This is a genomic window from Halobacterium sp. CBA1132 (genome assembly GCF_001485535.1).
GTDB lineage: Archaea > Halobacteriota > Halobacteria > Halobacteriales > Halobacteriaceae > Halobacterium.
Window position 1 is genome coordinate 1593938 of the sequence record NZ_BCMZ01000001.1, and the last position, 22607, is coordinate 1616544.

Here is a 22607-nt window from a genome sequence, read left to right on the forward strand (position 1 = left end):
GAATCATATACGTGGCGTGGCGGCCAACGGGGAGACGAATGAGTGACGCCCCCGGTCCCGACGCACGGCGCGCCCTCCTCGCAGTCGTCTTCGCCGTCGGCCTCGTCACCGCCGCAACGGCCGCGCCCGCGCTCGCCGGGCAGGCCCCGCTCGGCGGCCTCGACTCGCCGCCCGCGCCCGGCGACGTGCCGAGCCTCCTGCGGCAGATTCCCGGCGTCGACGCGCTCCTCGGCGAAGTGAGCAGCCAGCAGGGCGAGTTCGGGTTCGGTTCGTCCGCGTTCGGCGCGCTGACGCCCGGGCGGTCGACGAGCGTCGGCGGGCCGATGTCGCCCGGGCAGCGCGCGAACGCGACGGAGACGCACTTCCTCGCGGAGGCCGACGAGTCGCGGTACTGGCGGACGGAAGCGTACACGACCTACACCGGGTCGGGCTGGGAGCGCCAGCACGTCAATCGCGTGCAGCCACCGCTGCCCGCGTCGGAGCTCCAGACCGAGTGGAACGAGATTACGCTCCGTCGGCCCGCGACCTCGGTGCCGACGCCGTGGCGCCCGGTCAACCTCACGTGCGGGGACGGCGACTGTATATCGACGGTGTCGCTGACGCCGACCAGCGGCATCAGCGCGGAGCCAGCGTTCACGGAGGGGCAGACGTACCGCGTGCAGAGCGTCGAACCGCTGGCCGCGCCGAGCGTCCTCGACAACGTCCGCGTCGCGGGCAGCGTCGTCGACGCCGAGTACACGACTGTCGAGACGACCGACCGCGTCCGCGAGCGCACCAGCAACGTGGTCGGTGACGCCGACAACCGCTACGACGCCGCGAAGCGCATCGAGCGCTATCTGGAATCGAACAAGACGTACTCGCTGACCGACGTGCCCGAACCCGGCGACCACATCACCGACCAGTTCCTCTTCGAGCAGGACGCGGGCTACTGCGAGTACTTCGCCACCGCGATGACGACGATGCTTCGCTCGCAGGACGTGCCGGCGCGCTACGTCGTCGGCTACGCGGGCGGCGAGTACGTCGGCGACGGCCGGTACCTCGTCCGCGGCGCGGACGCCCACGCGTGGGTGGAAGTGTACTTCGAGGACATCGGCTGGGTGCGCTTCGACCCGACGCCCGGCGACGCCCGCGAGAGCGCCCGCGACGCGCTCCACGAGGACGAACGCGACTTCGCGGTCTCCCTGAACCGGACCGCAGTGCCTGGCGAACGCGTCACCGCGAGCGTGACGACTGCAGGCCTGCCCGCTCGTAACGTCGCGCTCGTCGTGAACGGCGAGCGCGTTGGGCAGACGGACCAGAACGGTACGGTGGCGTTCACCGTCCCGTACGCCGAACAGTTGCGCGTCGAGGTGTCGACGACGGTCAACCTCACCACCACGAGCGCGCTCGCGGGTGTTGGCGAGGACCGCGCGTACAGCGTCTCGTCGCCCGCGGTCGCCCAGCAGGACGACGGCAACGACTCCGCGCAGACGTTCGACGTGGACAGCGACGTCCGCTTCGACTTCGACGGCGACGTCGAACCCGGCGCCGAGCGCACGCTCACGGTCACTGTCGGCGGCCGGCCGTTCCCCGACGCGACGGTCAGCGTCGGCGGCGTCGAACAGGGCCGCACGGACGACGACGGCCGAATCGCGGTCCGGATACCCGAGGACGCCAGCGGCGTGCTCGACGTCACGGCGTCCCGAGACGACCTCACCGACACGACCACGTACCCCGTCGACGACCTCGCTATCGCGGTGTCTCCGTCACTTCTCGCGCCGCTGCCCGGCACGGCAGCCACGGCGCGCGTCACGTCGGGGACCGAACCCGTGGGCGGTGCGGCCGTCACGGTCGCGGGCGAGCGCGTCGGTACGACCGACGCGGACGGCTCCGTCTCCTTCGAGATACCGCTGGCCCGCGCGCCGGCGGTCGCAGCGGCGGCCAGCGGGAAGACCACGACGACGTACATCGGGTGGGTGTTGCCGTCCGCCGTGGCCGCGCTGCTCGCGGCGGTCGGCGCGCTCGCTGGCGTCGTGATGGGAGCCAAGCGACGGGGCGTCACTCCGTCCGCAGTCGCGCACGCGCTCACCGCCCTCGCCCGCGGCGCAGTATCGTCGGCAGTCAGCGCGCTCGTCGGGCTCGCGGGCAGGCTCGACGACCTCGCGGCGGAACTCCGAGCGGCCGCGGCGGACGGCTGGCGGGGCGTACTCGCGTGGCTCGCGTCCCTCCCCGGCCGCATCCGCTTCCCTGACGTTCGCGGCTGGCTCGCCGGCGCCGCGGCAGCAGCCGGCAGAGCGAGCGGGAGTGACGCGGACGCGGGCGGCGAACGGAGCGTCGACGCGAACGCGGACGCGGCTGACGGACGCTTGCAAGCGGTGTGGCGGCGGTTCGTCGGCGTCGTGGGCGTCGAGCGCTGGGAGACGAAGACGCCCGGAGAAGTCGCGCGAGAGGCCGTCGCGCGCGGGTTCCCGAAGCGGCCCGTGGAGGCGCTCACGGCCGCGTTCCGTGACGCGGCGTACGGCGGCCGCTCGGAGTCGTCGCGCGTCGACCGCGCGCAGGAGGCGCTGGACTCGGTTCGCGACGACCGCGAGGAGGGCGAACAGTGACCTCGCTGCGCGAGACGCTGTTCGCGGCGGTGGGCGTGGTCTGCGTCGCGGTCGCCGTCGGCGTGCTCGCGGGACTCGCGCCCGCGTCGCTGGTGGGCGCCGCCGGCGGGGTAGACGCGACGCTCGCGACCGCGCTCGTCGGCGCCGCGCTCGTCGGGTACGCGCTCCGGCGGCGCCGGCAGACCGAGCCGACCGCGGAGACGGCGCTCGCGGACGCGGACGACGACGAGTCTGTGAGCGACCCCGGACAGCCAGTCGACGGCGCGCTCGACCGCATCGCGGACGGCGGCGACGCGTTCGCCGGCGACGCGCGGCCGCGAATCCGCGACCGCGTTCACGAGACGGCGGTGCGAGCGTGCGCGCAGACCCGCGGCGTTTCGCGGGACGAAGCCGCGGCCGTTGTCGCGCGCGGCGAGTGGACCGACGACCCGGTCGCCGCGGCGTTCCTCGGGGACGAGCGCGCGCCCCGGTACCCGCTCGGCGAGCGCCTCCGCGGGTGGGTGCACGCCGACCGCGCGTTCCGGCGGCGTGTCGAGCGCGCCGTTGACGCCGTCCATAGCCTCGCGACGGAGGGGTCGCGGTGAGTCAGTCCCGGTTCACGGGCGGCCTGCTGGCGGCGCTCGTGCTCGCCGGCGCGGGCGTCGCCAGCGGCCGGTCGGCGCTGTTCGTCGCCGCCGTGATTCCGCTCGTGTTCGTCCTCTACGGCGCACTCTCGGTCCCGCGCGGCGGCGACGCGGTGCAGGTGACCCGCGAGCTTTCGGCGGAGTCGCCGCTGCCCGGCGACCGCGTGGCCGTCGGACTCACCGTCGAGAACGCCGGCGACAGCGCACTCGCGGACGTCCGCGTCGCCGACGGCGTGCCCGAGGACCTCCGCGTCGTGGACGGCTCGCCGGACGCCGCACTCGCGCTCCCAGCAGGAGGTTCGGCGACCGTCGAGTACACCGTCGTCGCGGACCGCGGGCAGTTCCCGTTCGGCGACCCGACCGTCAGCGTCCGCGGCGCGAGCGCGACGGACGCGCACACGGTCGACGTCGACGCGACTGGCGCGAGCGAACTGAACTGCCGCGTGACCGTCGCTGACGTGCCGTTGCGACGGCAGACGACCGCGCACGCCGGCACGCTCCCGACCGACTCCGGGGGGCCGGGAATCGAGTTCCACTCCACGCGAGAGTACCAGCGCGGCGACCCGGCGAGCCGCATCAACTGGCGGCGGTACGCCAAGACGGGCGAACTCTCCACGGTGAACTACCGGGAGCGGCGCGCGGCCGCGGTCGTACTCGCCGTCGACGCCCGCGACGCCAGCGACGCGACCGCTCGGTCCGGCACGCCGTCGGGAGCGTCGCTGTCCGCGTACGCCGCAGCGCGTGCGGTCGAGCCGCTGGAGACTGCCGGGCACCGGGTCGGCCTCGCGGTGTTCGGCATCGACGACCCGGTTACCGGCGGCGCCGACCCCGCGTGGGTGTCGCCGGGCACGGGCGACGCGCACCACGCACGCATCGCGACCGTGCTCGACGCCGCCGTCGACGCCCGTGCGAGTGACTCTGCATCACCGAATCAAGCCGAGAACGAGTCCGGTGAGCGAGCGGCCGCGACCGACGGCGGGAGTCGGCTGGGCGCCGGCGACGACGCGCGCGTCGGGCGGTTCGCCGAGCGCGTGCCGCCGGGCACGCAGGTCGTCGTCTGCTCGCCCGCACTCGACGAGTTCCCCGTGGCGCTGACGCGCCGACTTGCGGCCGACGGCCACCACGTCACCGCGGTCAGCCCGGACGTCACCACAACGGACACACCGGGTCGCACGCTCGCTGCGGCCGACCGCGCGCTCTCGCTCTCGGCGATTCGGGCGACGGGTGCGCGCGTCGTCGACTGGTCGCCCGACGAACCGCTCGCCAGCGCTGTCGCGCGGGCGACTGCCACGATTCGGGAGGGAAAGCGATGAGCACCGAGACCGCGCGACGGCCGACGCTGGTTGCCGGCGCCGCGATGCTCGCAGTCGTGGTGTTCGCCGTCAACGACGCTCGCGCCACGTACGGTCTGCTGGCGTTCGCCGCGGCCGCGGGCGGCGGACTGCTCGCAGTGGCGACCGGTCTCGCCACCCGAGAGGAGCCGCTGGCGGTGTTCGCGGCGTCCGTGCTCGCGCCCGTCGGCGGCGTCACCGTCCTCGCGGCCGCCGGGCTCTCGGCCGCTGACCTCCCGCTGCTCGCTGACGTCCTCGACCCCGTGGTGGTCCTCGCGTTCGGGGCCGCGGGCTTCGGCGCGACGGCCGCGTTCACGGGCGGCGTGGGCGGTGGCGCGGTCGGTCGCGCGTTCTCCGTCGTCGTCGCGACCACCGTCCTCCCGTTCCTCGCGACCGTCGCCGCGCTCGTCGGACGCGTCCAGCAGAACGTCGGCGTGCTCGGCGAACTCGGCGACGTGGCGGGCGCGCTCATCGGTCTCGTGCACTCGCCCACGGGAGGCAGCGTCGACGTGGTCGTGTTCTTCGTGCTCGTCGCGGCGACGGCGCGCGCGCTCGCCGCGGGCGTGGCCGCCGCGCCGCTCGTCGAATTCGCGCCCCGCGACCGCCGCGAGAGCGTCTCGCGAGCCAGCCGTTCGGTCGTCGTCGCCTGCCTGTCGGTCTGGCGGCTGTTCGTGCTGAGTTGGGCGGTCGTGTTCGTCGCGTTCGTCTCCGGACTCGCGGAGCGCGCCGTCGCCCAGATGCCCGACGCCGTCGTCTCGCTGGTCGGCGCGCTCGCGTCCGCCGGCGTCGTCCGCACGCTGCTGCTCGCCACCGCCGCCGTCTCCGTGTTCGTCGTCGCCGTGCTGCGGGTCGCGCGCCTCGCGACCGGCGACCACCGAGAGAGCCTGCGCCGGGTCGCACCGGCCGCGGGCGGCGGCGTGCTCGCGGTGGTCGTCGGCGTCCTGTTCGCGGGTCGCATCGTCGCGGAACTGCGGCGCGCGCTCCCACAGCAGGCGCGGGCGAGTTTCGAGGGCGTCGTCGCGACGTTCGGCGAACCGGCGCTGGCGCTCGTCAGCTTGCTCGCGCCGCTGGCCGCGCTCGCCGGTCTCCTGTTGGCGTTCGCGGGACTGGGCTGGATTCGCGCGATTCCGCAGCGCAGCGCGCCCGCCGCCGTCGCCGCCGGCGCGCTCGTGGTCGCCGCGGCCGCCGCCGGCACGCAGGGCGCGCCACGCGAGTTCGTGTTCGCGCTCGTCGCCGCGGGGATGGTCGCGTGGGATGTCGGCGAGTACGGCGTCGGCCTCACCGCGGGACTACAGCGCCACGCGCCGACGGCCCGCGCGGAAGTCGTCCACGTCGCCGCCGCGGTCGCCGTGGGCGTGCTCGCGTACTACGCCGCTATGCTCGTCGGTGGGGTCGCAGCCGGCTTCCAGACGCCCGACGCGAGCGCGGCGCTGGTCGCGCTTGTCGCGGCAGGAGTGGGACTGGCGGTGCTGGTCGGCGCACTCGCGGAGTGAAGAACTAACACCGGGGCGGTCGATTTCTGGAGTATGCGGACGCTCTACGTGCAGCCGTTGTGCCCGTACTGCCGGAAGGTCGAGCGCGCGCTCGACGACCTCGGCCTCGACTACGAGACCAAGCGCGTCTCCTTCTTCGGGTTCCGCCGGGACGAAGTTCGAGAAGTCAGCGGGCAGTCGCAGGTGCCCGTGCTCGTCGACCCCGAGCACGGCGTCGAGGGGATGAACGAGAGCGGCGATATCGTCGACTATCTCTACGAGACGTACGGCGAGTAGTCACGAGACAGCGGGGACTTCGACGCTGTCGAGGACGTCACGAACCACGTCGGCGGCGTCGACGTCCTCGACGGTGGCCTGTCCGGTGAGCACGAGTCGGTGGACGAGGACGGGTTCGCCCGCCTGCTTGACGTCGTCGGGGGTGACGTAGTCGCGGCCCTGCACGACGGCGCGGGCGCGAGCCACCTCGAAGAGTCGCTGAGTGCCCCGTGGGCTGACGCCGACCTCGACGCGGTCGTCCTCGCGGGTCGCGCGCCCGATGTCGACGACGTAGTCGCGGACGCCGTCGCTGACCGCGACCGATTCGGGAACGCGCTGGAGGTCCGCGAGCGCGTCGTCGGGGACGACTTGTGACACCTCGGGCGTGGTGGTCTGTCGGTCGGCACGGCGGTCGATGAGTTCGCGTTCGCCCGCGCGGTCGGGGTAGCCGATGCCCGCTTTCACGGCGAAACGGTCGCGCTGAGCCTCGGGGAGGCGGAACGTTCCCTCCTGCTCGACGGGGTTCTGGGTCGCGATGACGAAGAACGGCTCCGGGAGCTGGTGAGTCTCGCCGTCCACGCTCACCTGTCCCTCTTCCATCGCTTCGAGGAGCGCGGCTTGGGTCTTCGGCGGCGCGCGGTTGATTTCGTCCGCGAGCACGACGTTCGCGAACACGGGACCGGGGTTGAATTCGAACGACTCCGTGCGAGCGTCGTAGACGTGCGAGCCGGTGATGTCCGACGGGAGGAGGTCGGGCGTGAACTGCACGCGCGTGAACTCCAAGCCGAGCGCGGTCGCGAGACTGCGCGCAGTCAGCGTCTTCCCGGTGCCCGGCACGTCTTCGAGGAGGACGTGACCGCGAGCGAGCGCACCGGAGAGGACGGTTTCGAGGAACGCGCGGTCGGTGACGACCGCCTCGCTGACCGCGTCTATCACGTCGGTGCACGTCCGGGCGGCGGTGTCGGCGTCCATTCGAGTCGTGGGTCGCCGCCGCCGTCCTTGTAGTTGTCGCCTACTCCCACGGCAAACAACCGCTCAGTTAATACTTCGCCGGCCCGTCGAGTCGACTAACCAGCGAAACGCCTACACGGCTCCCACCGAGAGGAGTGCGTGCTAGCGTCGTTCGAGGAAGGGGCACGCCTCGAACAGGGGACGGCAGCAACCGACGAACATGGGACCTGACACAGACCTCTCGAACGTCGTACTCGTCACGGTGGACTCGCTCCGAGCGGACGCAATCGGAGCGCACGACGAACAGCGACACACGCCGGTGATGGACCGCCTCGCGCAGCGAGGGACCGTCTTCGAGCGGGCGTTCGCGAACGGCAACTGGACGCCGTTCTCGTTCCCGTCGATGCTGTCCTCCCGGCCAGTGTTCTCCGACTCCGACGAGGTCGGTGTCAGCGAGTCGCCGACGCTCGCCTCGGCGCTCTCGGAAGCGGGCGTCGCCACCGGCGGATTCAACGCCGCGAACGGCTTTCTGACCTCCCACTGGGGCTACGACGAGGGCTTCGACGAGTTCGAGCCGTTCGTCGCCAGCGTCGGCTCCAGCATCTACAGCCGCTATTTGGCCACCCATCCGACCGTGGAGGCGTGGCTGCAGTTGGCGACGTCGCCGGTGCGCCGCGCGGGGTCGTGGCTGCGTGGCGACAGCGACGACCGGCCGTTCCTCGACACGTCCCGGATGTTCGACGTCGAGCACGCAGCCACCGAGTTCGTCGAGGACGCCGACGAGCCGTTCTTCCTGTGGGTTCACTACATGGACGCGCACACGCCGTACGTGCCCGCGCCGCGGTACATCCGGGAGGTGTCCTCGAACGTGCTCGGCACGCACCGAATGCTGCTCGCGCACACCCGCACGGGCCTCGGGTGGGAGGTCGGCGACCGCACGCTCGCGGACCTCCGCACGCTGTATCAGGCCGCCGTCCGGCAGGTCGACGCCAGCATCGGCCGACTCCTCGACGCGCTCGACGCGGAGGGCGTGGCGGACGAGACGGCGGTGATGCTGGCGGGCGACCACGGCGAGGAGTTCCAAGAGCACGGCCACCTCGCGCACTACCCGAAACTGTACGACGAACTGATTCGCGTGCCGTTCGTCGTGGACGTGCCCGGCGCCGAATCTCGACGAGTCGAACAGCAGGTCGCACTCGACTCGATTCCGCCGACAATCACGGATCTGCTGGGCGTCGACGCCGACGCCGACTGGCAGGGCGACTCGCTGGCGTCTACGGTTCTGGACGGCGAGGAACCCGACGACGAGCCGGTCGTGTCCGTGACGGTGCGCGGGGACTCCGTGACCGCCCAGCCGATTCCGCGGTCGCTGGACGACGGCGACCTGCTCGTGAGCGTCCGCGACAAGGACTGGACGTACATCGAGAACGTCGACACCGAGGAGACCGAACTCTACCACCGCCCCTCGGACCCCGACCAGCAGGAGGACCGCTCGGTCGACCCGACGCCGGAAGCCGAAGCCGTCGTCGAGCGGTTCGCGTTGCTCGCCGACGAGCACGCCGCGACCATCCGGAACCGCAGCGGGACGACCGAAACCGAGGTGGACGGCGACCTCGGCGCGCGACTGGAAGCACTCGGCTACAAGTAGATGGTGCGGCGCTACCTCCGCGGCCTCTACGAAGGGCCGTTCGCGGTGCAGTTACGGCGGTTCGTCGCCGTCGGCGCGTTCACCGCGGGCGTCCAGATGGTGTTGCTGTGGCTGTTCGTCGACATCGGGCGCCTCAACTACCTCGTTGGCGCGATCATTGCCATCGAAATCACCATCGTCCTCTCGTATATCCTCAACAACGCGTGGACGTTCCGCAAGTACCGCAACACCGGCACCGTCGACTACCTCGTCGGCCTGCTGAAGACGAACGTGATACGGGGGTCGGCGATTCCGATACAGGTGGGCGTGCTGTTCGCGCTCGTGGAGTGGCGCGCGCTCCCGTACCTGCTCGCGAACGCGTTCGCCATCCTCGTCAGCGGCCTCTACCGCTACGTCCTCGACGCGAAGTGGACGTGGGGGTAGCGGGCGCACCCACCGCGACGTTCGTCGGCAGGCTCGCCCGGCGGCTCGTCACGCTCGGCGCACGCAGCGGCCTCCCGAGCGTCTTCTAGCGGTCGTCGATGCCGCGGAATCGAGAGACGGAGTGGTGACGGGAGCCGACGAGCGACAGTATTTTTACACGCCACGCCGTCGGGTAATTCTATGCGGTCCCCGACACGACGCGCGGCGCTGGCCGCCTGCGTCGCCCTCCTCCTCGTCACAGCCGGCTGTAGCGGCGGCACGAACACCCCGTCCCCGACGACCGGCACGTGGTCGCCGAACGTCAGCGTCGACCAGTACCCGCCGGGCGTCGCGGACAACGGCACGCTCGCGAACAGCACCGTCCTCGCGGACGCGCACTTCGCGGCGACCGCGAACGAGTCGGTGCGGCTGACCACTGAGGCGAACCGCTCGAACTACACGAGCGTCAAAACGTACGCGCACGGCGACGGGCCGACGCCGTTCTACGCCACCATCGACCGCACCGAGAACGGCAATCGCATCGTGAGCGAGTCCTACCAGACGGGCGAGTACGGCTTCGTCCGCCACAAAGTCGAGAACCGGAACACGACGCTGTACCGGGTCACGCAGAACACCACCACCCCCGGGACGGACGGGTGGCTGACCGACGGCGACCCGTTCGACGTGGAGTACAGACTCGCGACGCAGTTCGTCCTCGGGAACTACACCGTCAACGGGACCGTGGAGCGGGGCGGCCGGACGCTCGTGGAACTCACCGCCGACGAGCCCGCGCCGGACGCGGACATCGCCCCGACGTACAACGGAACTGCGCTCGTCACGCCCGAGGGCGTCGTCCACAGAGTCGAGGCGTCCTACGACTACGGTACAGGCGACGACCGGGAGTCCGTCGAGACGTCGCTCTCGCTGGACGCGGACGCCGAGTGGACGGGGCAGCCGTCGTGGGTCGATAGTCTCCCGCAGCTCTCCGTGTCGATAGTCGAGGACGGCCGCGCGCTCGAACTCCGAAACACCGGCGGAGCGACGCTCTCGGCGAACACGACCTTCGAAGCTTACGGGATGGAATCGCTCGAAGGGTGGGAGGCGCGCATCTTCCCGGACGTGACCGGGACAGTCACCACGGACGCGCCGCTGGAACCGGGCGAAGCGGTCTACGTGACCGCCGACGAGAACGGGACGTCGTTCGCGCTCCACGACGACCGCGCCCGCGGCGAGTACGCGTTCGCGGCGGCGAAACTCCACCACAGGGGCGGGGGCACCGTCTACTCGCTGGTGACGGGCCTCGAACACCGACCGGAGTAGCCTACGAGAGCCGCTTCCGCATCGCCACGTGCGGGATGCCCGCCTCCTCGAACTCCTCGCCGTCGCGGACGTAGCCGCGCTCGTCGTAGAACCCGGCAGCGGGCAGTTGGGCGTGCAAGTAGAGCTCGTCGTAGCGCTCGCGGGCCGCGTGCTCCAGTTCGTCCATCAGCGCCGCGCCCCAGCCCTCGCCGCGCCGGGCTTCGAGGACCGCGACGCGCTCGACTTTCCCGACGCCGGCCTCGTACTCGCGGAGGCGCGCAGCGCCCACTGGCTCGCCGTCGTCGTACGCGACGAAGTGGCGCGCGTCGTCCTCGTGGTCGTCTACTTCGAGGTCCTCGGGGACGCCCTGTTCGTCGACGAACACGGCGTACCTGACGCTGAGCGCATCCTCGTAGCGGGCGTCGGTGTCGGCTACCACGACCGGCATAGAAGTGGGTCGGGCGGCGAGGCGGAAAACCCCTACTGCTCGCCGGCGACATCCGCGACGAACTCGCCGAGCAGCGACGACAGCATCGCGGCGAAGCCGGTGTCGCGGCTCCAGAACGCGGTCTCGGTGCCGTCGTCGCTGGCGACGCTCACCAGCACCGCGCTGTCGTCGACCATCACGACGCGCTCGGCGCCCATGTCCGGCGTCGGCTGCTGCGCCACGGAGACGCCGCGCGCGCCGAGGTCGCGGGCGACCGAGAGCACCGCCTCGGCCTCGCTGACGACAGTCACGTCGACGCCGGCGTCGACGGCGCCCGCGAGCGCGTCACGGACAGCCGGCTCCGTGTGGGCGGTGTCGTCGGTACCGTAGACGACGCGCTCCTCGGCGGACTCGATCAGTTGGGCGGTCCGCGAGACGACGTTGGACTGCCCGCGGACCGTCCAGATGGACTCGCTCTCCTCGGTGGCGCCGTACTCCTCGCGGACCGAATCGAGGTAGTCGAAGGCGGCGTCGCTCTCCGAGCGGAGCTGGCGGTAGAGGCGCTCGCGGGCCTCCTCGACGCCGACAGCCCGGTACCGCGTCGGGTTCGACTGCTCGACGTCGACGAGCCCGCGGCCTTCGAGGTCCTCGGCTGCGCCGTACACCTGCGAGCGCGGCACCTCGGCGATGTCCGCGACCTCGCTTGCGGTGCCCGCGCCGAGCTTCTGGAGCGCGACGAACACCCGAGCTTCGTACGTCGACAGGCCGAGGCGCTTGAGCGCTCCGACTGCGTCCTCGTCGTTCATCGGCCCTCCGGGCGCTCACGCGCCCACTCCCGGACCACACGGTCGTACTGGTCCGCCGTCAGTTCGCCGTCCTCGAACGCCGCGCTGGCTTCCGCGAGGTCGGCGTCGGCGACCTCTGCCTGCGCGAACACGCGCTCGAAGATGTCCGAGACGACCGCGGCCCCGTCGTCGCCGCCGACAGCGCGTTCGTCGCCGTCCGCGAGCACGTGCCCGGAGAGTTCCACGTCGGAGCCGTCGGGCGCTGTCTCCGCGACGGAGACATCGTAGCTGAGCGACGCGGCGTCGCCGTCGAGGCGCCACGCGACGTAGACGGTGTCGTCGTCCACGACGGTGTCGACCGGCTCGGGGTCGGTGTCGTAGTCGGTCACGGTGCCGCCGCGAACCGTCTCCGTGAGCACGACGCGACCCTCTCGGGCGGGGACAGTGACCGTCGCGGTGATAGTCCCGCCGGGCTGGACGAGCGTGCGGCTGAGCGTCCGTGTCGCCGCGTCTGCGCCCGCCGTCGTGTCGGCGCCGGCCGCTGCCGTCGCCGTCTCGGCGTCCGTCGTCGACTCGTCGCTGTCGTCTGCGGGCGGGTCGGGGTCGTCCCCGTCACCGCCGAAGTTCGCGTCCTCGGGGCCGAAGTACTTCGTCCAGAGGACCAACAGCGTCGGCAACACCAGCACGGACGCGAGGAACGCGTACACGATGGTGAGGCCGGTGATGACGCCGAACTGCTGGAGCGGCGGCAGGATGGCGAACACGAGCACGCCGAACCCGCCGACGGTGGTCGCGGCGCTCCCGAGGAGCGCGCCACCAGTGCCGGTGACTGCGGTCCGCATCGCGTTCCAGACGGTGTCGGTGCGCTCCAGTTCCTGCATGTAGCGCTCGCTGAGGTGGATGCTGTACGCCACCCCGAGCCCGACAGTGAGGCTCGTAATCATCCCCGTGAGCACGTTGAACGGGATGCTGAAGACGTACATCGTCCCCAGAATCCAGGCGACGCTCAACACCACGGGCAGCAGCGTGACCGCACCGAGGGTCGCGCTCCCGTCCGTAATCCGGTAGGTCGCCATCAGGAACGCGAACACAGCTACGAGCGTCACCAGCAGGCTCTGGATGACGGTGTCGAGCAGCTGGTCTTGGACGATTTTGTTCAGGATGGCGCTGCCGGTCGCGGTGGCTTCGAGGCCGTCCCCGGAGGCAACCTCCGCGACGTCGCGCATCTGTTCGGTGATGGCGTCGCCCGACGCGCTCCCCTGCGTGGAGACGACGAGTCGCGCCGCGCTGTATCCGTCGTCAGTCTGGTGGAGGTACGAGCCCGCTTGCTCGGGCGCGGTCTGGTAGAGCGCGTCGTAGACGGCTTCGACGTTCCGGTCCGGGACGCCGTCGCCGTCGGTGTCCGCGGCGTTGAACGTCGCGTTGAACGTCTCGTTGGACGCTGCGACCGAACGCATCGTCGACAGCGGCCCCTGCACAGCGGGCTCGCCGTTCGCGAGCGTGTACGTGACGTTCTTCTCTGCGGCGGCGTCACGGGCCGCCTGAATCCGCTGGAGGGCGCTGTCGGTGGCGACATCACCCTCGATTAACACCTGCGCCTGCGAGTTCTCCGGGGAGAACCGCTTGTTGACGTAGTTCAGGTTCGACTTCGCCGTGTACTCGCCGGGAGCGAACGGCTCCGGGAGGTCTTTCATCCAGTCAGCGGGGTCCTCCGCGAGGAAGTCCTGCTGGTTGAACGACGTGTCGACGTTCGTCGCGCCGTACGCGCCCGCGGCGGTCACGAGCAGCGTGATCACGAGCACGATAGCGGGCGCCTTCCGGGCGGCCTTCGAACCGAACGACAGCACTTCGCTGAAGCGGCCGCCGCCGGTACCGAACGCGCGCTTCTTGCGGTCCCAGCCGCGGGACTCGAGGAAGCTGTCGATTTCGACTTTCAGCGCGGGAATCAGCACGCCGAACACGAGCAGCGCGGCGAGGATGCCGACGCTGGAGACGATGCCGAAGTCACCGATTGGCGGCACCGGGCTCGTGAGATTCGAGAGGAAGCCGATGACCGTCGTGGCGGTCACCCACACGAGCGCGACGCCGACGCCGGCGAGCGCGACGCGCATCGACCCGCGCGGGTCGGCGGGTCTGTCGGGGTCGTCGGTGGCACCGAGGCGTTCCTCGCGGTGCCGCATGAATATGTGAATCGCGTAGTCGATGGAGAGCCCGATGAGCAACACGGGCACCGCGATCATGATCTGGTTGAACGGGATGTCCGCCCAGCCCATGAACCCGAACGTCCACGCGAGGACGGCGCCGATGCCGAACAGGCCGAGCACGATGTCGAGGACGTCGCGGTACGCGACCGCGAGCGCCACGAGCACGAACAGAATGGCGAGCGGCCCGACGATGAGCAGGCTGTCGGTCATCGACGTGTTGATTTCGTGGCTGATGATGCCGCCCCCGAAGACGAGGTAGTCCTGGTCGCGGTCCTCGCCGAGGTCCTGCATCGCGAGCTGGCCGTCGATGATGGCGTCACTCGTCACCTGCCCGCCGGCCGGCACTTCGCTGTCGGTCTGCTGGGTGGCGACGAGCATCGTCGCCTCCGCGGTGGCCGAACCCGGGTCGTAGGCGGTCGGCATCAGGCCGAACACGGACTGGCCGTTGCCGCCGTTCTGCCCGCCTGCGAGCACGGTCGTGACCAGGGACTCGACCTGTGAGTCGTTCAGCGACCGGAGCTGCGTGAGCTGTTCGTCCAGCGACGCATCGCTGGCGTTCTCGAACTCCGCGCGCTGGGTCTGTAGCTCGTCGCCGAGTTCCTGGAGGCGCTCGGCCTGCGCTTCGAGTTCGTCCGAGCGAGCTTCGAGGGCCGCGTACTCCGTTTCGAGGACGCCCTGCGTACCGAGTCGGTAGGCTGCCTCGACTTCGGACTGGCTGCTCGCGCTCCGGAGGTCACTCGCGGCCTGTTCGAAGGTCGCGTAGTGGCTGTCGGTGAGGGTCACCGAGGAGTTCGCGCGCACCCGGTCGAACGCCGCGCTGACGCTCGCGCCGGGGTTCTGCCGGAGGAACGTGAGTTCCGCGCGCAGTGACTCAGCAGTCGCGTTCAGTTCGGTCGCGCGCTGTTCGAGCGCCGCCCGTTCGGACTGGACGGTCTGATTCAGTTGCTCGAACTCTCGGAGGGTGGTCTGGAGTTCGCGACCCTCCTCCTGCTGGATGGACGCCGTGGCGACGACGTTCGCGATGCCGGTGATGGCGCTGTCGCTCGCCAGCGTCTCGTTGATTGTCTCGTTGTCGTAGAGCGCGCGCTCGTATTCGAGCGTGCCGACGAGTGCGTTCTTCGTGAGGACGTTGCCGTCGCGGACGACGATTTGGACGGTCGTCGTGTTATCCGGGCCCGACGTGAAGTTCTCCTCGATGTAGTCGAGTTTCTGTGACTCGTCGCTCTGCGTCTGGAACTGGTCCAGCGACGAGGACTGACTGACCATCGGCGCGCCGGCGCCGACCACGAGGGTCAACACCAGCATGATTGCGATGGCTGCTTTGCTGTGTTTCGTCACGAGAGCGGCGATGTCGCCGATACGGCTCACGTCAGCCACCCCCGGAATGCTGTTGGTAGAATCATACTGACAGTGTGGTTCTCGGATGATACTGACAGCTACACCGTACATAAACACACCGAAAGGAGCGGGACCTGTAGCGACTACTCGCTGCAGGCGGGGAACGCGTCGGCCGCCCTCACCACTCCGCGACGCCGCCGTCCTCGTGGCGCCAAATCGGGTTGTGCCAGTCGGGCTCGTCGGCCGCGCGAATCGCCGCCTCGTCCACGTCGATGCCCAGCCCCGGCCCCTCGGGAAGTTCCACGTAGCCGTCCTCGTACTCGAAGACGGACGGGTCGTCGAGGTAGTCCAGCACGTCGCTGCCCTCGTTGTAGTGGATGTCGAGGCTCTGCTCCTGAATCAGCGCGTTCGGCGCGGCGGCGTCGACCTGCACGCACGACGCCAGCGCCACCGGCCCGAGCGGGCAGTGCGGCGCCAGCGCCACGTCGTAGGCCTCGGCCATCGACGCGATCTTGTTCACCTCGGTGATGCCGCCGGCGTGCGAGAGGTCCGGCTGAATCACGTCCACGCTCCCCTGCTCGAAGACCTCCTTGAAGTCCCACCGCGAGTACATCCGCTCGCCGGTCGCGATGGGCGTCGTCGTCTTCGCCGCAATCTCCGGGAGCGCGTCGTTGTGCTCGGGGAGCACCGGCTCCTCCACGAAGAACGGGTCGTACGGTTCGAGCGCGGCGACCAGTCGTTTGGCCATCGGCTTCGAGACGCGCCCGTGGAAGTCCACGCCGATGTCCACCTCGTCGCCGACCGCCTCGCGCACCGCGGCGATTCGATCGACGGCCTCGTCGACGGCTTTCGGGTTGTCGACGCGGCGCATCTCGGGGGTAGCGTTCATCTTCAGCGCCGTGAACCCCGCGTCGACTTTCTCCGCAGCGGCCTCGCCGACGTCGTCCGGTCGGTCGCCGCCAATCCACTGATAGACGCGAATCCGGTCCCGCGCCGGCCCGCCGAGCAGTTCGTAGACGGGCGCGCCGAGTGTCTGCCCCTTGATGTCCCACAGCGCCTGGTCGATGCCGGCGATGGCAGACATCAGCACGGGACCGCCGCGGTAGAAGCTGCCGCGGTACATCGCCTGCCAGTGGTCCTCGATGCGGGTCGGGTCCTCGCCGAGCAGGTAGCTCTCGAACAGCTCCTCGACCGCCGCCTCGACGGTCTTCGCGCGCCCCTCCACGACCGGCTCCCCCAGCCGACGGTGCCGTCGCTGGTCGTGACCTTCAAGAACAGCCACCGCGGGGCGGCGTGGAACAGCTCGTAGTCAGTGATTCGCATTACGGCAAGCACTGACTGGCCGCCCGTTAGTGGTTCCGGTCGGCTCGCGGGTGGTCAGTTGAGCTGGCCGCTCGCGCCGGGACCGCGTCCGCCCGGACCGTGGTACTCGTAGTCGCCGAAGCCCAGCACCGGGAAGAAGACGACCGGCAGCAGCCACAGGCCGATGCCGAACAGGACGCCGAAGCCGAACGACCTCGCGATGTCGACGAACATCTTCACGGCCACGAAGATGTTGACGATGGGGACGAGGAACAACAGCAGCCACCACCACTCGTTGCCGCCGATTTTGAGCATCACGTAGAGGTTGTATATCGGGATAATCGCGGCCCAGCCGGGTTCCCCGGCCTTCGAGAACGTCATCCACGTGCCGCCGACGACGGCGACCAACACGACCAGCGCGAAGAGCAAGGCGAAGAGGCCGCCGATGGCGTCCCCGGCGCTCGACTGGAGGGGCAACAGGAAGCTATCGAATGTCATTCCAAGCCTACTACCACCCTACGGTGGTAAAAAACTCCGGAACGTCACTCCAACTGCTCGACGTACTCGTAGTCCGCCGGATACGCGGTCGGCGCGGCGTCGTCGATACGGATGCCCCAACCGTCGAGGACGGTCGGGTCGTCGAGGGCCGCGCGTAGCGTCGTTCGCACGTCGTCGACGTCCACCCCGTAGTAGTCCCCGGGCACGCCGTCGAGGTACTGCAGCGACGTCTCGAAGAGGCTGCGCATTCCGTCGTCGTCGCGGAAGTCGTAGTGCTTGTACGCGCCCGCCGCCACCTGCACCATCCCGTGGAGGAACGCCGACTCCGTGGTGCCGTTGCCGTAGTTGTACCACTCGTCCTCGAAGCAGTCGTGGGACTCGTGGAACTCGTCGCTGTTGTAGAGGCGGACGCCGTGTTCGGTCGCGCGCCGCAGCGTCGCGTGCTCCCACACCCGTCGGTCCGCGAGCCAGCCGGTCGGGTTCCCCAACGGCGGCGCGACGCCCGGGTCGCGGGTGTGGTCGTCCATCACGCTCGGGTTCGGCCCGGTGGGCCGTAATCCCGTCGGTGCGTCCGCCGCGATAGCCGCAACGACAACCCCTATGCGTCCGCGTCCGCTATGAGGTGACGATGCGAGTCGAACAGCTAGGCGACGGGGAGCCCGAACTGGCGGTCGTCGGCAGCGTCCACGGCGACGAGCCCTGTGGCGCCCGGGCCGTCGAACGCCTCCTCGACGCCGACCCCGACGTGCTCGAACCGGTGAAACTCGTCGTCGCGAACGAGCGCGCGCTCGAGGAGAACGTCCGCTACATCGACGCCGACCTCAATCGCTCGTTCGGCGAGGACGTCCCCGCGGACGCCCACGAGGTCGAACTCGCCCACCGCCTCGCCGACGAAATCCGGGGCTGTACAGTGCTCTCGTTGCACTCCACGCAGTCCCACGCCGACCCGTTCGCCATCACCGCGGGCTTCGACGGCGCGATTCCGGACATCGTCCCGCGACTCCCCATAGTCGCGACCGTCGACACGCAGGGCTTCGGCGAAGGTCGACTGTTCGCGTCGGACGCGGACATCATCGAAGCCGAAGCCGGCCTGCAGGGCACCGAGACGGCCGCGGAGAACGCGTTCCGCCTCGCCCGCGAGTTCCTCACCGCGGTCGGCGCGCTTCCCGGCAGCGCCGTCGAGCGAGAGATTCCGGTCTTCGAGATGGGCGAGTCGATTCCCAAACCGCCGGCCGACGAGTACGAGGTGTTCGTCGAGAACTTCGAGCGCGTCGAGCGCGGCGAGACGTTCGCTGCCGCCGACGGCCACGAACTCGTCGCCGACGACCCCTTCTTCCCGGTGCTGTTGTCGCCGTACGGCTACGCGAGCCAGTTCGGCTACCGCGGCCAACATCGCGGCACCGTCGGTCAGTCCTCGGACGGCGCGAACTCCACGAGCGTCAACTCCCTGTCCAGCGCGCAGTAGTCGTGGGGCGGGTCCCCGAGAATCTCCTGAATCTGGTACTCCTCGTCGAACGCCGCGCCCGCCGGCTCACAGTACTCGTGGCTCGGGCACTCCGTGTGCGGGCACGCCCCCGCTAGCTTCCCCTTGCTCCCCGCGTACGCGCCCTTCGACGGCACGTTCGCTTTCACGGACGCCGGCTCCACGTCCACCGCGACCACGCCCTCGTCGTGGACCGCGCAGTCCAGCACCTGTCCGCCCTCCCGGACCTCGCTGACCTCGTAGCGGACGCCCTCTTCGAGCGTCAGGCACTGCTTCCGGTACGGACACCCCTCGCAGGCCGACGACTCCCCGCGGTAGACGAACTCGGTGCCCGGCTCCGCCAGCCGCGACCCGAGCAGCGTGATAGACATGGTCGGGGATTCGGCTCGCGCGTGGTTAAGCCCCTCGCCAGCAGGACGGCTTCTTCTCGAGCACGATTTTGGTTCTCGGCGTTACGCGGTAGCAGTCTAGAACACCACCTCGAAAGCCCCGGATCGCTCGGCTCGTGCGCCTCGCTGCGCGCCTCGTTCGCTTCGCTCTCTCGGTGCTTACTTCGGCGTACTTCGCCGAGCGACCCGCCCCTTTCAATCCGCCCGTAGCCGGTTGGTCAGCCGGTAGTTGGGTGGACTGAAAGGGGCGACTGGCTTCGGGAAGCACGGCGACGTAAGCACTGCAGCGAACGGAGTGAGTGAAGGGCGCAGCGAGCCGCGCGACCGAAGCCAGTCGGGGCTTTCGAGGTGGTGTTGTCGACCACTCGTGCGAACACTCGTACGAACACCAGACCTAGCCCGAACATCTACCCGACCGAGCACCGACAGCATAGGTGTGATACTGGTCGTGTGTGGGCCGCCGGGCGCGGGGAAGACCACGGTCGCGCTGGGCCTGAATCGGCGGCTCGAAGCCGACGGCTACGACTTCCGGGTCGTGCATACGGACGACCTCGCGACGCCAGTGTACGACCACTTGTTCGAGCGCGTTGCTGACGCTCCCGAAGCGAACTGGCTGCTCGACGGGACGTTCTACAAGGCGAAGTGGCAGGCGCGAATCCGGGAGTTCCCGGACGTCTACGTGGTGCTCGTGACCGCGGACCGGGACACCTGTATCCGGCGGAACTACGAGCGCGACGGCGTCTCGGACCGCGCGGTGAAGACGATTTACGACGAGTTCGACTGGCCCGACGCGGACTTCACCGTCGACACCGACATCCTGCGCGTGGAGACCGCCGTCGACCTCGCGTACGAGCACGTGCAGGAATGGCTCCGCGAGGCAGAGACAGTCGATGTGGAACACACCCGAGAATAGGAGTAGCGGCGGTCAGCCCGTGAGTTCGTCGAGTTCGTCGAGGTAGTCGTCGCGGGGGAGCTGGTAGGCACCGCGGTAGTCGACGTCGCCCGCGTCGAAGCGGACAGCGAGGTCGACCGCGCCGGTGTCGGCGGCTTCGCGGTCGTCGAAGCGCGCGTCGGCGTCCTTGAGGCGGACCTCGGGTTCGAGGCGGAGGGAAACGAACCAACTGTCGGGTGCGGAGTGCGAGCGGCGCTTGCGTTCCGTGGGCGGGCGGCGCGCGACGCGAATCGTCGGGAGACAGGGCGCGGGGAATTGCTGGGTGTCGAAGACATCGGGCCGGTAGACGAGAATCGCGCCGTCCTCGTCGTCGTTCCACACCCGCCAGCCCTCGGGGAGGTCGTCGAACGCGGTCATGAGCGTGCTATCCCGCGAGCGCCGTAAGGTCTGCCGGTTCGGGGTAGACGCGCGGCGACCGCTCGCGCCCGCTGGCGGTGAAAGTGAAACGCGAACTCCCTCGAAGTATAGCGGGGAGTCAGCAGCAGAAGCGTGCGTTATCGAGAGGGTAGCCGCGCAGCGCGGCTCGTTCCACTTTCACTCCGCACCCCGGCCTATCCGTTCAGCTGTCGGCGAGCGTGGCGGCGGCATCGACGCTGTCGGCGTCGTCGCCGAGCCACTCCTCGGCCCACTCCTCGATGGCGTCGAACACCGGGAACAGGGACTCGCCTTTCGCGGTCAGCGAGTAGTACGTCGCCACCGGGGACTCCTCTTCGAGGCGTCGGTTGACGAACCCCATCTCTTGGAGGTCGTCGAGGACGCGCGAGAGCGTCCGCGAACTGGCGTCCGTGGAGCGCTTGAGTTCGTTGAACCGCTTCTCGCCCTCTTGGAGGTCGTGGAGCACGATGAGTCGCCACTGGGAGCCGATCTGTTCCAGCGAGTCGATGACGCTGCAGGCCTCCTCGCTGTATCGCTCGTCTGCCATGTCACCGCGTAGGCGGCCGGCACCCATAGTGGTTCCGACTGGAATCAGGTATCGGAGTGACACTGCACTGGTGACGCCGCCGTCACCGGATAGCTCCGGGGTTAGCCCAACGGTTTACGTGTGCGTGGCCTACCCAGTGGCATGAGCGACGCCGACCCCCACGCCGGACAGCCGGTCGAACACCGCGGCCCCGACCTCGAAGACGCCGAGCGCGCCGTGATTCTCCTGCACGGCCGCGGCGCTCGCGCGAGCGGGATGCTCGGGTTCGCCGACGACCTCCCCAGCGAGGGCACCGCGTTCGTCGCGCCGCAGGCAGCCCGCGCGACGTGGTACCCGAACAGTTTCCTCGAACCGACCGAGGAGAACGAGCCGTGGTTCAGTTCCGCGCTCGGCCTCGTCAACGACGTCTTCGACGACGTCACCGAGCACGTCCCCGCAGAGAACGTCGCGCTCCTCGGATTCTCGCAGGGCGCGTGTCTGGGAAGTGAGTTCCTCGGGCGGAACCCCCGCGAGTACGGCGGCTTCGTCGCGTTCTCGGGCGGCCTCCACGGCCCCGAGGGCACCACGCACGACCACGACGGCGACCTCGACGGCACCCCGATTTTCCTCGGTTGTAGCGACCGCGACCCCCACATTCCCGAGTCCCGCGTCCACGAGACCCGCGACGTCTTCGAGTCGATGCACGCCGATGTCACCGAGCGCATCTACGAGGGGATGGGACACACCGTCAACGAGGACGAACTCGACCACGCCGCCGACATCCTCGGCGACCTCTAGGCGCGACCTGTACGTTTACCCGCCGTCGGCACCTATCCGAATCCATGAGTGACAGCCCCGAGACCGACGGCGCGGACACCCGTGATGTCCCCGAGAGCGACGAGGAGTGGCGCGAGCGACTCACCGACGAGGAGTACGAGGTGCTGCGCGAAGCGGGCACCGAGCGCCCCTACTCGGGCGAGCACGTCGACCGCGACGACGACGGCACGTACCGGTGTGCGGGCTGCGGCGAGGTGCTGTTCGACGCGGACACGAAGTTCGACGCGCACTGCGGGTGGCCGAGCTTCTGGGACGCCGCCGACAGCGACGCCGTCGAGCGCCGGCCCGACCACAGCAACGGCATGGTGCGCACGGAAGTCGTCTGCGCGACCTGCGGCGGCCACCTCGGCCACGTCTTCGAGGACGGCCCGGAGCCGACCGGCGAGCGCTTCTGCATCAACTCCGCCGCGCTCGACTTCGAGGCCGAGGACTAGAAGCAGTACGAGAACGGGTACGTGAGCGCGACGCGGTCGCCCGCTTCAAGTTCAGTGGAGAACCCGTCGAGCAGTTCGTTGAATCGGCCGTTCACGAGCACTCGGGCGTACGCTCGCGTGCGCTCGCCCTCGGGGTTGCGCTCCCAGCGGCCCGGCGGGTCGCCGGGGTAGTTCACCCACGTCGCCGCCGTCTCCTCTTCCTCGCTCTCCGCGAGCAGCATCTCTTCGAGGCCGTACTCCTCGAAGAACGCGTCGAGGAACTCCCCGAGGGTGTCGCCCTCGAACGTGAACTCGAAGGTGTGCTCGCCGAGTTCGCGGCGGACGTGGCCGGTCGCGCCGACCTCCACGGTGGTCGTCGCAGTCTCGGCTTTGCCGCCATGCTGAACGCTCATACAGAGATTTTCGAGGTCCCGCTGCGTAATCTCGGTCCCGAACGTGTTCGCGCCCGAGCGACTGGAAAACGCCTATGC

At 69.8% G+C, this 22607-nt stretch carries 22 protein-coding genes and 1 pseudogene; 12 read left to right on the plus strand and 11 right to left on the minus strand.

Annotated features, from left to right (window positions below):
- Positions 1 to 38 precede the first annotated feature (38 nt).
- Genes AVZ66_RS08285 through AVZ66_RS08305 form a run of 5 tightly spaced genes read left to right on the plus strand, consistent with a single transcriptional unit; the run spans position 39 to position 6308 of the window.
- Entirely contained in the window at positions 39 to 2585 is a 2547-nt protein-coding gene (locus AVZ66_RS08285; RefSeq protein WP_058983590.1) for a transglutaminase domain-containing protein, read from the plus strand.
- Positions 2582 to 3169, plus strand: coding sequence for a hypothetical protein (locus tag AVZ66_RS08290; protein WP_058983591.1), 588 nt, complete (start codon positions 2582 to 2584; stop codon positions 3167 to 3169). The genes AVZ66_RS08285 and AVZ66_RS08290 overlap by 4 nt, the downstream gene beginning before the upstream one ends.
- Positions 3166 to 4521: a DUF58 domain-containing protein gene (locus tag AVZ66_RS08295; RefSeq protein ID WP_058983593.1), complete on the plus strand. Its 1356-nt coding sequence runs from the start codon at positions 3166 to 3168 to the stop codon at positions 4519 to 4521. The genes AVZ66_RS08290 and AVZ66_RS08295 overlap by 4 nt, the downstream gene beginning before the upstream one ends.
- On the plus strand, positions 4518 to 6032 hold the full coding sequence (locus AVZ66_RS08300; RefSeq protein ID WP_058983595.1) for a hypothetical protein: 1515 nt from the start codon (positions 4518 to 4520) through the stop codon (positions 6030 to 6032). The genes AVZ66_RS08295 and AVZ66_RS08300 overlap by 4 nt, the downstream gene beginning before the upstream one ends.
- 33 nt (positions 6033 to 6065) lie before the next feature.
- On the plus strand, positions 6066 to 6308 hold the full coding sequence (locus tag AVZ66_RS08305; protein WP_058983597.1) for a glutathione S-transferase N-terminal domain-containing protein: 243 nt from the start codon (positions 6066 to 6068) through the stop codon (positions 6306 to 6308).
- Here AVZ66_RS08305 and AVZ66_RS08310 read toward each other — a convergent pair whose 3' ends face one another.
- Complete coding sequence (locus tag AVZ66_RS08310) at positions 6309 to 7259, minus strand: MoxR family ATPase (RefSeq protein WP_058983599.1); 951 nt, start codon at positions 7257 to 7259, stop codon at positions 6309 to 6311. It abuts the gene before it with no gap.
- 199 nt (positions 7260 to 7458) lie between these two features.
- Here AVZ66_RS08310 and AVZ66_RS08315 point away from each other — a divergent pair, with 199 nt between their 5' ends.
- From AVZ66_RS08315 to AVZ66_RS08325, 3 genes are all read left to right on the plus strand, one after another.
- The gene (locus AVZ66_RS08315; protein WP_058983600.1) at positions 7459 to 8886 is read left to right on the plus strand and encodes a sulfatase; all 1428 of its coding nucleotides are present in this window, start codon (positions 7459 to 7461) and stop codon (positions 8884 to 8886) included.
- Entirely contained in the window at positions 8887 to 9309 is a 423-nt protein-coding gene (locus AVZ66_RS08320) for a GtrA family protein (RefSeq protein WP_058983603.1), read from the plus strand.
- A gap of 180 nt (positions 9310 to 9489) precedes the next feature.
- A complete protein-coding gene (locus tag AVZ66_RS08325; protein ID WP_058983605.1) occupies positions 9490 to 10608 on the plus strand; it encodes a hypothetical protein in 1119 nt (372 codons plus the stop codon).
- A gap of 1 nt (position 10609) precedes the next feature.
- Here the strand turns inward: AVZ66_RS08325 and AVZ66_RS08330 are convergent, their stop codons facing one another.
- The 6 genes and pseudogenes from AVZ66_RS08330 to AVZ66_RS08355 form a co-directional block, all read right to left on the minus strand.
- Positions 10610 to 11035 (minus strand): GNAT family N-acetyltransferase, encoded by a 426-nt coding sequence (locus AVZ66_RS08330; RefSeq protein WP_058983607.1) that lies wholly within the window; start codon positions 11033 to 11035, stop codon positions 10610 to 10612.
- 32 nt (positions 11036 to 11067) lie between these two features.
- Positions 11068 to 11820 (minus strand): TrmB family transcriptional regulator, encoded by a 753-nt coding sequence (locus tag AVZ66_RS08335; protein ID WP_058983609.1) that lies wholly within the window; start codon positions 11818 to 11820, stop codon positions 11068 to 11070.
- Positions 11817 to 15371, minus strand: coding sequence for an MMPL family transporter (locus AVZ66_RS08340; protein WP_058984686.1), 3555 nt, complete (start codon positions 15369 to 15371; stop codon positions 11817 to 11819). Before AVZ66_RS08340 ends, AVZ66_RS08335 begins: the two co-directional genes overlap by 4 nt.
- Before the next feature lie 148 nt (positions 15372 to 15519).
- A pseudogene (dgoD, locus tag AVZ66_RS08345) lies at positions 15520 to 16664 on the minus strand (galactonate dehydratase).
- Positions 16665 to 16718: 54 nt separating this feature from the next.
- Positions 16719 to 17141, minus strand: a complete 423-nt coding sequence (locus AVZ66_RS08350) for a DUF5684 domain-containing protein (RefSeq protein ID WP_058983611.1) — start codon at positions 17139 to 17141, stop codon at positions 16719 to 16721.
- 44 nt (positions 17142 to 17185) lie between these two features.
- Positions 17186 to 17668: a DUF309 domain-containing protein gene (locus AVZ66_RS08355; protein WP_058983613.1), complete on the minus strand. Its 483-nt coding sequence runs from the start codon at positions 17666 to 17668 to the stop codon at positions 17186 to 17188.
- Between the two features lie 101 nt (positions 17669 to 17769).
- On the opposite strand from AVZ66_RS08355, the gene AVZ66_RS08360 reads away from it, so the two are divergent.
- Positions 17770 to 18606, plus strand: a complete 837-nt coding sequence (locus AVZ66_RS08360) for a succinylglutamate desuccinylase/aspartoacylase family protein (protein ID WP_058983615.1) — start codon at positions 17770 to 17772, stop codon at positions 18604 to 18606.
- Here AVZ66_RS08360 and AVZ66_RS08365 read toward each other — a convergent pair.
- The gene (locus tag AVZ66_RS08365; protein ID WP_058983617.1) at positions 18549 to 18995 is read right to left on the minus strand and encodes a UPF0179 family protein; all 447 of its coding nucleotides are present in this window, start codon (positions 18993 to 18995) and stop codon (positions 18549 to 18551) included. The genes AVZ66_RS08360 and AVZ66_RS08365 overlap by 58 nt on opposite strands.
- 454 nt (positions 18996 to 19449) lie before the next feature.
- Between AVZ66_RS08365 and AVZ66_RS08370 the strand changes: the two genes are divergently transcribed.
- Entirely contained in the window at positions 19450 to 19926 is a 477-nt protein-coding gene (locus AVZ66_RS08370) for an AAA family ATPase (protein WP_082678816.1), read from the plus strand.
- 12 nt (positions 19927 to 19938) lie between these two features.
- On the opposite strand, the gene AVZ66_RS08375 is transcribed toward AVZ66_RS08370, so the two are convergent.
- Positions 19939 to 20322 (minus strand): DUF5820 family protein, encoded by a 384-nt coding sequence (locus AVZ66_RS08375; protein ID WP_058983620.1) that lies wholly within the window; start codon positions 20320 to 20322, stop codon positions 19939 to 19941.
- A 202-nt stretch (positions 20323 to 20524) separates the two neighbouring features.
- The gene (locus tag AVZ66_RS08380; protein ID WP_058983622.1) at positions 20525 to 20887 is read right to left on the minus strand and encodes a helix-turn-helix domain-containing protein; all 363 of its coding nucleotides are present in this window, start codon (positions 20885 to 20887) and stop codon (positions 20525 to 20527) included.
- 141 nt (positions 20888 to 21028) lie between these two features.
- Here AVZ66_RS08380 and AVZ66_RS08385 point away from each other — a divergent pair, with 141 nt between their 5' ends.
- Complete coding sequence (locus AVZ66_RS08385) at positions 21029 to 21664, plus strand: alpha/beta hydrolase (protein WP_058983624.1); 636 nt, start codon at positions 21029 to 21031, stop codon at positions 21662 to 21664.
- 44 nt (positions 21665 to 21708) lie between these two features.
- Positions 21709 to 22137: a peptide-methionine (R)-S-oxide reductase MsrB gene (msrB, locus tag AVZ66_RS08390; protein WP_058983626.1), complete on the plus strand. Its 429-nt coding sequence runs from the start codon at positions 21709 to 21711 to the stop codon at positions 22135 to 22137.
- Here the strand turns inward: msrB and AVZ66_RS08395 are convergent.
- A complete protein-coding gene (locus AVZ66_RS08395) occupies positions 22134 to 22529 on the minus strand; it encodes a MoaD/ThiS family protein (protein WP_058983628.1) in 396 nt (131 codons plus the stop codon). The genes msrB and AVZ66_RS08395 overlap by 4 nt on opposite strands.
- Positions 22530 to 22607: the final 78 nt, after the last annotated feature.